Source organism: Pseudomonas fluorescens, assembly GCF_902497895.1.
Taxonomy (GTDB): domain Bacteria; phylum Pseudomonadota; class Gammaproteobacteria; order Pseudomonadales; family Pseudomonadaceae; genus Aquipseudomonas; species Aquipseudomonas fluorescens_BP.
This window is the reverse complement of the sequence record NZ_CABVHQ010000012.1, coordinates 48177-62100: the sequence shown is the minus strand read 5'-3', so window position 1 is coordinate 62100 and position 13924 is coordinate 48177. Positions and strand designations below refer to the sequence as shown.

10 protein-coding genes and 2 pseudogenes are annotated in these 13924 nt (G+C 61.2%); 8 read left to right on the top strand and 4 right to left on the bottom strand.

Annotated features, from left to right (window positions below; genetic code table 11):
* Positions 1–34: 34 nt before the first annotated feature.
* Both F8N21_RS08700 and F8N21_RS08695 read right to left on the bottom strand, forming a co-directional pair.
* The gene (locus F8N21_RS08700) at positions 35–1054 is read right to left on the bottom strand and encodes a polysaccharide deacetylase family protein (RefSeq protein WP_150641729.1); all 1020 of its coding nucleotides are present in this window, start codon (positions 1052–1054) and stop codon (positions 35–37) included.
* Positions 1055–1066: 12 nt separating this feature from the next.
* Positions 1067–1196 (bottom strand): annotated as a pseudogene (locus F8N21_RS08695) (glycosyltransferase family 2 protein); the annotation flags it as partial.
* Between the two features lie 551 nt (positions 1197–1747).
* On the opposite strand from F8N21_RS08695, the pseudogene F8N21_RS08690 reads away from it, so the two are divergent.
* From F8N21_RS08690 to F8N21_RS08675, 4 genes and pseudogenes are all read left to right on the top strand, one after another.
* A pseudogene (locus F8N21_RS08690) lies at positions 1748–3301 on the top strand (RHS repeat-associated core domain-containing protein); the annotation flags it as partial.
* Between the two features lie 229 nt (positions 3302–3530).
* Positions 3531–4199 carry an ABC transporter ATP-binding protein gene (locus F8N21_RS08685; protein ID WP_150641727.1) on the top strand — a complete coding sequence of 223 codons (669 nt, stop codon included), beginning with the start codon at positions 3531–3533 and terminating at the stop codon, positions 4197–4199.
* A gap of 1 nt (position 4200) precedes the next feature.
* Positions 4201–6681, top strand: coding sequence for an FtsX-like permease family protein (locus F8N21_RS08680; protein WP_150641726.1), 2481 nt, complete (start codon positions 4201–4203; stop codon positions 6679–6681).
* Positions 6671–7756 carry a lipocalin-like domain-containing protein gene (locus F8N21_RS08675; protein ID WP_150641725.1) on the top strand — a complete coding sequence of 362 codons (1086 nt, stop codon included), beginning with the start codon at positions 6671–6673 and terminating at the stop codon, positions 7754–7756. The genes F8N21_RS08680 and F8N21_RS08675 overlap by 11 nt, the downstream gene beginning before the upstream one ends.
* A gap of 185 nt (positions 7757–7941) precedes the next feature.
* Here the strand turns inward: F8N21_RS08675 and F8N21_RS08670 are convergent, their stop codons facing one another.
* A complete protein-coding gene (locus F8N21_RS08670; protein WP_191624250.1) occupies positions 7942–9339 on the bottom strand; it encodes a VOC family protein in 1398 nt (465 codons plus the stop codon).
* 205 nt (positions 9340–9544) lie between these two features.
* On the opposite strand from F8N21_RS08670, the gene F8N21_RS08665 reads away from it, so the two are divergent.
* Entirely contained in the window at positions 9545–10132 is a 588-nt protein-coding gene (locus F8N21_RS08665) for a histidine phosphatase family protein (protein WP_150641723.1), read from the top strand.
* On the top strand, positions 10129–10890 hold the full coding sequence (cobF, locus tag F8N21_RS08660; RefSeq protein ID WP_150641722.1) for a precorrin-6A synthase (deacetylating): 762 nt from the start codon (positions 10129–10131) through the stop codon (positions 10888–10890). The genes F8N21_RS08665 and cobF overlap by 4 nt, the downstream gene beginning before the upstream one ends.
* Positions 10891–11293: 403 nt before the next feature.
* Here the strand turns inward: cobF and F8N21_RS08655 are convergent, their stop codons facing one another.
* The gene (locus F8N21_RS08655; RefSeq protein WP_150641721.1) at positions 11294–11950 is read right to left on the bottom strand and encodes a type 1 glutamine amidotransferase; all 657 of its coding nucleotides are present in this window, start codon (positions 11948–11950) and stop codon (positions 11294–11296) included.
* A gap of 165 nt (positions 11951–12115) precedes the next feature.
* On the opposite strand from F8N21_RS08655, the gene F8N21_RS08650 reads away from it, so the two are divergent.
* Positions 12116–12895 carry an ABC transporter substrate-binding protein gene (locus tag F8N21_RS08650; protein WP_150641720.1) on the top strand — a complete coding sequence of 260 codons (780 nt, stop codon included), beginning with the start codon at positions 12116–12118 and terminating at the stop codon, positions 12893–12895.
* A 284-nt stretch (positions 12896–13179) separates the two neighbouring features.
* Positions 13180–13896, top strand: coding sequence for an alpha/beta hydrolase (locus F8N21_RS08645; protein WP_150641719.1), 717 nt, complete (start codon positions 13180–13182; stop codon positions 13894–13896).
* The last annotated feature ends 28 nt before the right edge of the window (positions 13897–13924 follow it).

The following is a 13924-nucleotide window of genomic DNA, read 5'->3' as shown; positions in this document are numbered from 1 at the left end:
CGTGTCCATGCTCGGCACAAGGTGATGCAGATCGTTATTGCGGTTCATGGGGATCGCCCTGGCTGATGCGCCAGGCCAGCAGCGAAGGGCGGCTGGCATTACGCTGGCTGACGCCGATGCGTGGCAGCGCCAGTGGGTCGCCATTGCCGCGATAGATCCCGGCGCTGGAGCCCAGGGCAAAGGCGTAGCGGTGCGCGGCCAGGCGTTGGCGGACTCGATGATCATGATCGCCATTGGGGTAGCAATAGACCGGCAACGGTTGTTGGCAGCCTCGCCGCAAGGCGTCGTGGCTGCGGCTCAGTTCCTGGTCCAGGCGCGTGTCGTCGAGTCCGGTAAGGATCGAGTGGCTGGCACCATGGGGACCGAAGCTGATCAGTCCGGAGCGTTCCAGGATGCGCACTTGCTGCCAGTCCAGTGCCTGGGGCAACGACTCGATCGGGCAAGCGTCGGTGAGGCGGTTGAGGTCCTGGGGTGCCAGGCTTTTCAGACTTTGCAAATAGTTGGCCAAGGCCAGGCTGCGTTGCCATTGGTTGCCATCGTCGAGGAACGCCGCGGGCAATGGCCGGCCGATGCGTTGCAGGTGTTTGAGCAGGCGTTGACGCGAGTCGCTGCCATAGCTGCCCCAGAGTGTTTCACCCAGGCTTTCCCACCAGAAGCGCTGGCGGCTGCCAATGAAGTCGGTGGACAGGAAAATACTCGCCGGCACCCGATGCTCCAGCAGCAGCGGAAAGGCGTTCAGTGCATTGTCACGCCAGCCATCGTCGAAGGTCAGGGCGACTTTCGGCCGCGCCGAAGCGTTCCCCTGGGCGTCGGCGTGCAGCAAGTCCATCAGCGTCACGCAGTCGAAATGGTACTTGAGCCATCGCAGGAGTTGCTCGAAGGCGCGCGGGCCGACGCACAACTCATTGCGATGGGGCAACTCGGCGCTGCGGTCGTCGACGAGCACCCGGTGCAACATCAGGATCACTCCGGCGCCTCGCAGCTGGCGGCGTCCCAGCGACGAGTTGAGGTACAGCCAGCCACTGGTGCGCTTGAACATTTGCTTGATCGACATGGGACGGCACTCTCATCGATTCTGCTCAGGACTCCATTCGCGATAAACGCTGGCCACGCAGGAACTGCAAACCGACGCTCATCCCGGCAAGGGTCACCAGTAGCAAGGTGGCGAGGCGAAAAGGTTTGGGCAAACGGTGCTGCCGAATAGTCCTGGGCCGGCAAAGGTCCACAGTTATCCTCGACATGCCGGGCTTCGTTGGGCGCGGCAATGACTGGAATTTGACTGATGAAGTGGGTATAGACCAGCCTGGAAAAAAACGTGTCAACGAAATGGCATGTTCTACGTGATTCGCAACTCGCCGGGTTTCAGGCGTTTTGTCATCAGGCGCTTTGTGTAGCGGGTTTGAACGAATATGTACCAAAAAATAGTCGGCCAGCTCAAGCGACGAACGGTTGTATAGCTTGATTGGCATGGCTCTCAACGACGGGGGTGTGTCAGATTTTGGTCACCTGTTTATTGACGCGCTTTGCGATGAAACAACAGGCTGCGCTTTGATGGTGGGATGCGAATGTCGCACTCAAGTTACTGACTGGCCTCCATTACGCTTGTTGAATGTTGCCGTTTGATTTAAAGAAATCTCCTACCCGCCCTCTCGAATTTCCCCGACTCCATTTCCCAACGATCCCCTGCAAAGTCTTGCGTCCTATACACCTGCGCGAGGGATTGCGGATGAACGAGCTGACTGCCTGCCATGAATACGCCGACGACCTGCCCCTGGTCAGTCGTCGGATCAATCCGGATGGCACGCAACTGCGCTACCGTTACGACGACTCACGCTTGCTGCTCAGCGAGATCGAAAATTCGTCCGGCGAACGTTATCAGCTCCAGTACGACGCCAACGGTCTGATCCGGCAAGCGTCTGGATCTGGCCGGCGCACAGCGTATGCCTACGACCGAAGGGGTCATCTGCTGGAGAAAACCGAGTTTGGCACCGACGGCAGTCAATTGCTCACGGGATATGAACGCGACACTCAAGGGCGGTTGCTGCTCAAGACCCTGGCCGACGGCAGCAAGATTCATTACCGTTACGACAGTCTCGGCCGATTGGTGAGTGTCGATGAGGGTCAGTGGCCGCTGGAATTCCAGTACGATCTGCAAGACCGGCTGATCACCGAACACCAGGGGCCTGCCACCTTGCGTTATCGCTACGACCCCTGCGGCCGGCTTGACCGCCTGCGCCTGCCGGACCACGGCATACTCGATTACCACCATGCCCCGGGCGGCGCGCTGGTTGCCATCGACCTCAATGGCGAACGGCTGACCAGCCACCAATTCAGTGCTGGTCGCGAGGAGCAACGCCAGCAAGGCCTGCTGCTCAGCCAGTACCACTACAACGAGCAGGGGCGTCTGCAAGTCCATGAAATCACCCGGCAGGCCCGACCGCTGTACCTGCGCCATTACGGTTATGCGGTCAATGGCAACCTGGCTTCCATCGCGGACAGTCGTCACGGCCAGCGCAGTTATTACTACGATGCGCTGAATCGTCTGACCCGCGTCCGCCATTCCCGCGGCGAACGCCCGGAACACTTCGCCCACGACCCCGCCGGCAACCTGCAGATGCACGGCCCGACCACGATCCAGGACAACCGTCTGGTGATGCAAGGCGACCACCATTACGACTACGATGCTTACGGCAATCTGATCCGCGAATGGCGCGGCACCGCCGGGACACGGGTCACCGAATACCGCTACGACTGCCGGCATCGACTGATTGGCGTGAGCCTGCCGGACGGCCGTTGCGTGAGCTACCGCTACGACGCGTTCGGCCGCCGTATCGGCAAAACCGTCGATGGCCACAGCACCGAATTTCTCTGGCAAGGCCAGCAACTCATTGCCGAACGCGGCAGGCATCACTACCGCCGCTACCTCTACGAACCCGGCAGCTTGCGGCCATTGGCCCTGCTCGATGGAGAGGGTCCGTTAAAGGCCTGCCTGTTTTACTACCACCTCGACCACCTCGGTACACCGCTGGAACTCACCAACTACAACGGCGAGATCGTCTGGTCGGCGAAATACCAGGCTTACGGCCAACTCGCCAGCCTGGGCAGCGAACCACAGGTCGACAATCCACTGCGCTTCCAGGGCCAGTACTTCGATGCGGAAACCGGTCTGCACTACAACCGCCATCGCTACTACGATCCGCACATCGGCCGCTACCTGACGCCGGACGGGTTGAACGGCTACCTGTACACCCCGAACCCGACGGGCTGGGTGAATCCGTCCGGGGTTGACGCATTTGCACCGGATGCCCCTTGCAGGAGCGAGCTTGCTCGCGATGGACGTTAACGATAACGAGTGTTTTCTGATTAAGCGCGCAGCTCTTGAGTCCATCGCGAGCAAGCTCGCTCCTACCTGGCATTACGGAGTGCCGAAGTAAATTCTGACCAATGCAAGGTCTTGTGAGCGCCACTGACGCCTCGCTCAGCCACACCCGCTATCCTTGGCTTCAGCTTCGGTCAATCGAGTGTGCCCCATGCTTCAGGTGCAAGGCGTGTTCAAGAGCTATGCGACCCCGCAAGGCCCGCTGGCGGTGCTGCAAGGGGTTGACTTGCAGTTGCAACAGGGCAGCAGCCTGGCACTGATGGGCGAATCGGGCAGTGGCAAGAGCACCTTGCTGCACCTGATCGCCGGGCTGGACCAGGTGGATAGCGGCAGCATCCGCATTGGCGGGCACTCGCTGGAGCGGATGAACGAGGCGCAACTGGCCAACTGGCGGCGTACCGAAGTGGGCCTGGTGTTCCAGCAATTCAACCTGATCAGCAGCCTGCGGGTCGAGGACAACCTGGCCTTTCAGGCACGCCTGGCCGGGCGCCTCGAGCCGCTCTGGCAGGCGCAACTGGTTGAGCGGCTGGGGCTCGGCGACTTGCTCAGGCGCTATCCCGAACAGCTCTCTGGCGGCCAGCAACAACGGGTGGCGCTGGGGCGTGCGTTGGCGTCGCGTCCGGGCCTGCTGCTGGCCGATGAACCTACCGGCAGTCTCGATGAAAGCACCAGCGATCAAGTGCTGCAGTTGCTCCTGGAGCTGCTCGTCGACAGCCCCACCAGCCTGCTGATGGTCACCCACAGTCCGCGGGTCGCGGCTCGCCTGGCGCAAAGAGTGGTGTTGCATAACGGGCGTCTGCTCGGCGCGGGCGGGGGCTGAGGTGCGGGTTTTCCAGGGCGCGCTGCGGGCCTTGCTGAGTCATTGGCGGCAGCATCCGGTGCAGTTTTTCAGTGTGCTGACCGGGCTCTGGCTGGCCACCAGTCTGTTGACCGGGGTACAAGCGTTGAACAGTCAGGCCCGAGAAAGCTACGCCCGGGCCAGCCAGTTGATTGGCGGCGAACCCCAGGCCAGTCTCGCTGCACCGAATGGCGCGACCTTCGCGCAAACCTTGTTCATCAGCCTGCGGCGAGCCGGTTGGCCGGTGTCGCCGCTGTTGCAAGCGCGGCTGTCGCTCAAGGGGCGGGAAGATCAACGTCTGCAATTGATCGGCATCGAACCACTGTCGCTACCCACCGGGTCGGCGGTGGCCGGGCAGACGCTGGAGCTGGCGCGGATGGTCGACTTCATCAGCCCGCCCGGCAGCACCTGGATCGCTGCGCAAACCTTGCAGGCCCTGGGTTTTCGCGAGGGCGACCAACCTTTTACGGTAGATGGCCAACGCCTGCCGCCGCTGCATAGCCAGGTCGACATGGCGCCAGGGGTGCTGCTGGTGGATATCGGCTTTGCGCAACAGCTGCTGGGGATGCCACAACAGCTCTCGCGGCTGTTGCTGCCCAAGGAATTCGCGGCGACTCGGCCGCGGTTGCCTGAAGCGTTTGCCGGGCAGTTAGTGCTCAAGCGCAGCGGTGAAGAAAACAACCTGTCGCGCCTGACCGAAAGCTTTCACCTGAACCTCGATGCCTTGGGTTTTCTGTCGTTCGTGGTCGGTCTGTTTATCGTCCATGCCGCCATCGGCCTGGCCCTGGAACAGCGCCGTGGCCTGCTGAGAACCCTGCGGGCCTGCGGGGTCAGTGCGCGCATGTTGATTTTCAGCCTGAGCGTTGAACTCGGTGGCCTGGCCTTGCTGGGCGGGATTGCCGGGGTGGTCAGTGGGTATTTGCTTGCTGGTGTGTTGTTGCCGGACGTCGCCGCCAGCCTGCGCGGGCTGTACGGGGCCGAGGTGGCGGGGCAGTTGAGCCTCGGCCCGCTCTGGTGGCTCAGTGGGGTGGGCTTGAGTCTGCTGGGGGCATTGCTGGCCGGTGCCAACAGTTTATTGCGTGCGGCGCGCCTGCCGTTGCTCGCGCTGGCCAACCCGCAAGCCTGGCATCAGACCCATGCCCGCTGGTTGCGACGCCAGGGTTGGGTGGCGGCGATTGCCGCTGCGGTGGGGCTTCTGGCCTGGTGGCTTGGCGACAGTCTGACTGCCGGTTTTGTGTTGATGGCCGGTCTGTTGCTGGCGGCGGCGCTGAGCTTGCCAGTGCTGCTCGATGGGCTGCTGAGCCTGGTGCGCGGGCGCAGTCGCTCGGTGTTGGCGCAGTGGTTTATTGCCGATTGCCGGCAGCAATTGCCGGCCCTGAGTCTGGCATTGATGGCGCTGTTGCTGGCGCTGGCTGCCAACATCGGTGCCGGCAGCATGACTGCCGGCTTTCGCCAGACCTTCGGCGACTGGCTCGAACAACGCCTGACTGCCGAGCTGTATATCAATCCAGTCAGTCCCACTCAGTCTCGGCAGCTTCAAACCTGGTTAAGCCAGCAACCGCTGGTCTCTGCGGTATTGCCCAGCTGGCAGGTGTCGATCCAGCTGCAAGGCTGGCCCGTGGAGCTGTACGGCGTCATCGATCACCCGAGCTATCGCCAGCACTGGCCGCTGCTGCAAGCGCTGGGAGACGATCCCTGGGATCGACTGGTCGACGACGACACGCTGATGCTCAGTGAACAACTGGCCCGTCGCCTGAAGGTGCAATTGGGTGATCGGCTGGTGATTCCAACGCCGCAAGGTCAGTGGTCGCCGCGCATCGTCGGGATCTATGCCGACTATGGCAATCCGAAAGGGCATTTACTGGTCAATGTCGGGCACCTGCAACGTTACTGGTCGCAACTGGCGCCGAGTCGTTTCAACCTGCGCATCGACCCCGCGTCCGTAACGCCGCTGGTGCAAGCCCTGCAAGCACGCTTTGCCCTGGCCGACAACCGCATCGTCGATCAGGCGCAGCTCAAGGGCTGGTCCATTCAAGTGTTCGAACGCACCTTTACCGCCACCGCTGCGCTCAACAGCCTGACCCTGGGGGTGGCCGGGGTCGCGCTGTTCATCAGCCTGCTGACCCAGAGCCAGAGTCGCCTCGGTCAACTGGCGCCGTTATGGGCATTGGGTGTAACCCGGCGGCAACTGATGCTGCTCAATCTGGGTCAGACCTGGTTGTTGGCGGTGCTGACCTTGCTGCTGGCGTTGCCGCTGGGAATCCTGCTGGCGTGGTGCCTGAACTCGGTGATCAATGTCCAGGCCTTTGGCTGGCGCCTGCCACTGCGGATCTTCCCGCTGCAACTGCTGCAATTGACCACCCTGGCGTTGTTGGCGACCTTGCTGGCGTCGGCCTGGCCATTGTTCAAACTCTACCGCAGCCAGCCGGCCGATCTGCTCAGGACCTTTGCCCATGAAGATTAAGCGGCTGTGGTTTGGCATGCTGCTGGTGCTGCTGTGGCAACTGAGTGGTTGCGATGACACGCCGAAACAACCCGAAAGTTTTGCCGGACTGGGCAGCGAGGCCGCTGAGTTCACCCCGGTGGTTCCCGGCAAAACCTTCAGCTTTCCCGCCGACCACGGGCCCCACGACGGCTTTCGCATCGAGTGGTGGTACCTCACCGCCAACCTCAAGGACGCTCAGGGCCGCAGTTTTGGTGTGCAATGGACCCTGTTTCGCAACGCACTGAAAGCCGGGCCCGAGCAACCTGGCTGGGGCAGCCAGACAGTCTGGCTCGGCCATGCCGCAGTAACCTCGGCCAGCCAGCATCTTGCCGCTGAACGTTACGCCCGCGGCGGGGTAGGGCAGGCCGGAGTCACTGGCGCTCCGTTCAACGCCTGGATCGATGACTGGAGTTTGCGCAGCCAGTCCGGCTCGGCAAACCCCTTGGCCGATATGCAACTGCACGCCAGCGGACACGGTTTCAGCTATCAACTGCACCTGACCTCGAGCAAATCCCCGGTGCTGCAAGGCGAGCAGGGTTACAGCCGGAAATCCGAGCACGGCCAGGCGTCGTACTACTACAGCCAGCCGTTTTTCCAGGCACAGGGCAGCCTTGAGATTGATGGCCAGACCTGGCAGGTCAGCGGCCCCGCCTGGCTCGATCGCGAGTGGAGCAGCCAGCCGTTGACCGCCGAGCAAACCGGCTGGGACTGGTTTTCCCTGCACCTGGATAACGCTGAGCAGTTGATGCTGTTTCGGGTGCGGGAAAAGGATGGCAGTGCCTACCTGACCGGAACCTGGATTACTGCCGATGGCCGCACCGAGATTCTGACCAGGGACGCCATCAACCTCGCCCCGCTGGACTTCACTGCGGTGGCGGGGCGCGAGATGCCGACTCGCTGGTCGATCAAGATCCCCGGCAAAGGCCTGGACATCACCGTGCAGGCACTCAATCCCCAAGCCTGGATGGCGCTGCGGATTGCTTATTGGGAAGGCCCGGTGCAGTTGAGTGGCAGTCATGCCGGCAGCGGGTATCTGGAAATGACCGGGTATTGAATCGATGCGAGCTGCTCTGAATGTTCACCCTGGTGAGTTCAGACTGGAAATATTGTGTCCAGATTTATTCAGATTTTCTACGCGGACTTATTGTGTACGTTCAATTAAAATAACTCTGTTCGCCCAGTGTATTGGCTCTTTACCGGTGCATGGATTGCCAGGCCAGCGCGCTGGGCGAACTCTCCTCACACCAGCGGCGGCAGATCGAGTGCCGCGCAGCATTCCAGGATCGAGCGCCGTTGAGTCTCGGCATACAGCGCCAGTTCATTGAGGGTCGAACGACCCAGAGCCTTTTCGAATTCCTGCTGGTTCGATCGGCCGGCGTAGTGATTTTGCCCATCGTCACCCAGGTTGGACTGGAAGATGCCTGCCGCACTGACCGGTAAAAAATCCTCGTAGACCAGTGGTTCGAAACGAATGTAGTTGCGGCTGAGCAATCCCTCCAGGGTCTCTGAAGCCGACAGGGCGCCACTCGCGGCCAGCCCCTGTTCGGTAACAAAGTAGCGGAAGTAGGCCAGCCCTTGTTCGCGCATGCCGGCCCAGGAATCCGGAAACTCGGCGAAGTGCGCTTGCAGCAGTGCGTTGTAGCGCTGGGCATTTTTTTCGTTGGGGAAATCCTTCAGTTCATCGCGAGCGGCATTCAGCAAGCGGTCGTACAGCGTCCGACCCGCCGGAGTGAGGGCTGCGCCACGTTGTTCGATTTCGCCGAAGCGGGCACTGTGGCTGTCGCAGCTCTGAGCCTGGTCGATGAAGGCGATGGGTTCTTCAAGGGCCTTGAAGCTGGTCTGGCGCAGCAGGATCGGGCACTCACGCCGCGGCGGGCCTTCGATCACGGCCTTGGGGGTAATGCCATGCTCGGGCATTTGCGCCTGGACCTTGTCGATGTCGAGGGTGCGCGGGGTCAGGTGATTGATGTGCGGGCCTTTGAAGGCCACCACATCGGCGACCAGCCGGTGCTGCGCGCTCAACTGCCGATACTGCTTGGCGGTGACGGTTGCGCTGTGGTGCCAGCGAAAGGTTTCCAGCGCCTGCTCGACGAATGCCTCGGCGTCTTGTTCGTCAAGCCCGCCCTGGTTTTCGGATTTGTCGATCAGGGCCAGCGCGCCCGGGGTGAAGATCGAGCGTCTGGCCAGGACCGACCGGGCGAACTCGCGCAGCTCGGGGTTTTCGATCAGTTCCAGGCGCAGCAACGAGGTGAACACCCGGAACGGACTGATCTGCAGCGAGGCTTCATGCACCGCGCGGAACGCGGTGGAGTGGACCGGTACTCCGGCGGGTGTCAGGTCGTAGTAGCCCACCGGCTGCATGCCCATCACCGCAAACAAGCGGCTGATGGTCGCCAGTTCCCCGGCGGTGCCGACGCGGATCGCGCCATGGCGCTCAAGGTCCAGGCGTTCGATTTCCCCGGTGTTGCGCAGCTGTTGCGCAACGCGGTGGTCGCTGCGCAGCACCTGGGCGTTGGTCTGCGCCACCAGCTCCATTAGCGCGCCATACAGAGGCACCTCTTCGCGATACATGGCCGACATCGCCCGCGAAAAACCTTGGCGGATCAGGTCAGGGCTGACAAAGCTCTGGATGCTCATAGACAGAATTCCTGGCGCAATGAAAATCGTGGGTTCAAAGGGTTTTTCGTTGGCCGATTCTGTCCGGGGCAAGGGACGCTGACAAACGAAGTTTCTTCCGAACTTCATTCTGCAAAAGACTGCTCTCCTGGTATGTGGAGAACCCTGAAGCTTTCCTCGAAACATGATACAAATCCAGCGATTGCCATAATCTGAGTGTTTTACCGTGCAAGCCACCCGTTTGACCCTGATCTGCCATGCTCGCACCGATGCCCGGAAGCTGGCGCGTTTTGCCCTAGACGAGTCGCTCGAAATGGATTGGCAAGTGGCGCGGGGCTCTCGGGCCGGCGACTTCAAACGACCACCGCAATTGCTCAGTGCGCCTGAGGCTCGGGCCCGGCAAACCGCCGAGCTGTTCGGCGCGCAGATGCAGATCGTCCCCGCGCTGGCGGATTGCGCCATGGGCCGTTGGCAGGGCGTGCCCATCGATGACCTGCAAAAACATGAACCCGAGGCACTTCAAGCCTGGTTGACCGACAGCCGTTGCGCGCCCCACGGCGGCGAGTCGATCGAACAACTTTGCGCGCGAGTGGCGGATTGGCTGGAGACGTTGCGCAGTACCCCCGGACACTTCCTTGCGATTACTCACCCGTTCGTTATCCGGGCAGCGATCATGCACGTCATGCAGTGCCCGCCTGCGGCCTTCAATGTGATCGATGTCGAGCCGTTGTCGGCCACCGAATTGCGCTTCAACGGACGCTGGCGCCTGCGGTTGCAGGAACACCGCTCAGCCACGGAGACCATGACCCCATGAAGAAAATCCTGATCATCGGCATCGGTGCCGGTAACCCTGAATACATCACGATGCAGGCGGTCAACGCGCTGAATCGGGTCGACGTGTTTTTTATCATGGATAAAGGCCGCAGCAAGGACAAGCTCACCGACCTGCGGCATGACATCTGCGAGCGCTATATCACCGGGCGCGACTACCGTTTTGTCGAGGCCCACAGCCCCGAGCGAGTGCGTGGCGAAGTGGACTACACCGCGAGCGTGCATGATCTGAACCGCGACAAGCAGCAGACCTTCGAACGGCTGATCAACGACGAAATGGCCGACGACGAATGTGCGGCGTTTCTGGTGTGGGGCGACCCGGCGTTGTACGACAGCACCATCCGCATTCTCCAGACGATCCTGGCTGGTGGCCGCTGCACCTTCGACTTCGAGGTCATCCCTGGCATCACCAGTGTCCAGGCGCTGGCGGCACAACATAAAGTGCCATTGAACAGCATCGGTCGCTCGGTGGAAATCACCACCGGGCGCAGGCTCGCGGCCGGGCTGGTCAGCGACGCCGACAGCCTGGTGGTGATGCTCGATGCCGAGGATTCCTATCAGCGGGTGGCCGACCAGGATCTGGATATCTACTGGGGGGCTTACCTGGGCACACCGGATGAAATCCTGATCGCCGGCAAGCTCAAGGATGTGGCCGACGAGATCGAGCGGGTGCGCAAAGCGGCACGGCTGGCCAATGGCTGGATCATGGATACCTATTTGTTGCGAAAGCCTGGGGATTGAGCATCGAGCAGGAAGCCACGTTGTCTGTCCTGGCCTCATCGCGAGCAAGCTCGCTCCCACAAGGGATTTGCGCAGTACCTGTGGGAGCGAGCTTGCTCGCGATGGGCCCTCAAACACTCCCCATTACCCAACCTTGACCCCACCCCCAAACCGCTCCCGATACACCGACGGCGGCAAACCGAATACCGTCGGGTAGTCGAACGGCCGGTGAGTGCAGTTATCGGTTGTGAATGTTGATAGTCGAAAAAGCGATTTTAAAGACCGTCGAAGATCAAGATCAAAAGATCGCAGCCTGCGGCAGCTCCTACAGGGGATTGGCGTACACCGCAGTTACGGATGGACACGGTCGGCGTAGGAGCTGCCGCAGGCAGCGATCTTTTCGGCCGCGCCGCATAGCCGCTGATTAACCGGCAACCCTCTGCACCGCCCACCACTCATCCAGCGTCCCTTGCAGCCAGTCAAAGACTTGCCCATGGGCGACGCTGTCATCCTGATCCCGGGGCAGGGGGGACTCCTCGGCAAAGTGCGCATTGAGTTGCGCCACCGACTCAGCGTTCCACTCCGGATGAAACTGCAGACCGACTCGCGTCGGGCCGACCGAGTACATCTGCTGCTCGCAGCGGGCACTGCTGGCCAATAACCGCGCATCCGGCGGCAGCTCGATCGCATCCTCGTGCCATTCCAGCACCTTCAATAAACGGCCATCGGCAAAGCTCACCTCGGTCCAGCCGGTCTCGGTCTCGGCCATACGCCGCACATCCCCGCCCAGAGCCCGCGCCAGCAATTGCGCACCCAGGCAGATCGCAAATACCGGCGCGTCCTGAGCCAGGCAAGCTGCCAACCAGCGACGTTCCTCCCCCAGCCAATCCGGCCCGGCGTTGGCTTCGTACGGCCCGCCCAGAATGATCACCGGCGCGCCGCCGACAGCTGGCAGTTCGCCAAGGTCGGCGCGAAAGACCTTCAGGGTTACCCCCCGGGCCTTGGCCCAGTGGCCGATGGCGCCCGGTCCTTCGGCAGGATGGTGCTGGATCAGGCTCAGCGAAGTCGGATTGTTCGACACTGCGATTCCTCTGTTTCAGTCTGTGACATGATCGTGATTTCTTTATAACTAAATGTCGCATCGACACAATTGGCTGCTGTTGCGTCTCTCTAGACTGCCGGTCACTTCGATTTCTGCCAATCGAATTATCTGCCAAACAAGAATCTCCGCCTCCAGGAGCTACAGATGAAGAAATCAGCAATGTTCGGTGCCCTGGCACTGTCCGTATTGTCCCTGTCCGCCGTGGCCGAGGATGCCAAACCGATCCGCATCGGTATTGAAGCCGGTTACCCGCCATTCTCGATGAAAACCCCCGACGGCAAACTCACCGGCTTCGACGTGGACATCGGCGACGCGCTGTGTGAGCAGATGAAAGCCAAGTGCACCTGGGTCGAGCAGGAGTTCGATGGCCTGATCCCGGCGCTCAAGGTCAAGAAAATCGACGCGATCCTGTCGTCCATGACCATCACCGACGACCGCAAGAAGAACGTCGATTTCACCATCAAGTACTATCACACTCCGGCGCGCTTCGTGATGAAGGCCGGCACCGATATCAAGGACCCGTTGACCGAACTCAAGGGCAAGAAAGTCGGCGTGCTGCGGGCCAGTACCCACGACCGCTTTGCCACTGAAGTGCTGCAGCCGGCCGGTGTCATCCTGGTGCGCTATGGCTCTCAGCAGGAAGCCAACCTGGACATGGTCTCCGGTCGTCTCGATGCGCTGCTGGCCGACGCGGTCAACCTCGATGACGGGTTCCTGAAAACCGACGCTGGTAAAGGCTTCGCTTTCGTTGGCCCGGAATCCAACGATCCGAAGTACTTCGGTGGCGGCGCCGGCATCGCCGTGCGCAAAGGCGATAAGGAGCTGGCGGAGAAATTCAACACCGCCATCACCGAAATCCGCGCCAACGGCAAGTACAAGCAAGTGCAAGACAAGTACTTCAAGTTCGACGTGTACGGCGAGTAATCGCGGGCAAGCCCCAATGCCGGTCACGCGGTCCGTAGCAGCTGCCGAAGGCTGCGTTCGGCCGCGAAGCGGTCGTAAAATCAGGCACTGCGGTATTCCAGACAATCCGTGCAAGCAGGATTTGCGACTGCTGCGGTCGAGCGCGACCCCGGCCTGAACGCAGCCTTCGGCAGCTGCTACGGGGTTCAAGCCCGCTCCCACAGTGTCCAGTTGAAGAACCTTCGTGATCCCGCCTCACAGTGCTAGGCTCTGGCGCGAACCCGCTGTGCAGTAAAGGAAGGACTATGTTGAAGTTTTTGGCCATGGCGCTGCTGTTGGTATCCACCGCCGCACACCCGCAAACCGCGCTGCAAACCGATCTGCCACTGCAGTATCTGGAGCAGGCCGACCCTGACTCACGCAACCAGCCGCTGGTGATTGTGCTGCATGGTTATGGCAGCAATGAGGAGGATCTGTTCGGCATCAAGGATGAGCTGCCAGCCGGGTACACGGTGGTTTCCGTACGCGCGCCGCAGGCACTGGATGCCGACAGTTATCAGTGGTTTCACAAGAAAGGCGAGGGGGCATACGACGGCGAGACCGATGACCTGAGCAGCAGTGCCAGGCTGCTCGTCGACTTCATCGCCCAGGCCACCGCGAAATATCACACCCAAAGCGACAAGGTTTTTCTGCTGGGTTTCAGCCAGGGGGCAATGATGTCCTACGAGGTGGGCCTGCGCCATCCACAGCTGGTGCGCGGGATCGCGGCGTTGAGTGGCCGGGTTTTACCCGTGTTGCAGTCTCAGCTCAAACCCGACAAAAAACTCGAATCCCTGGCGATTTTTATCGGCCACGGCACGGCCGATCGGCTGCTTCCCTACAGCGATGGCAGCGATGCCGACAGCCTGCTGAAAAGCCTGTCCCTGAAGCCTGAGTTCCATGCCTATCCGGGAATGGGTCACAGCATCAATGCTACTGAGATGCAGGATCTGAACAGCTGGTTGCAGCGCATCAATCAGTAAATAAAAAGCGCTGTCAGCCACTGCGCGC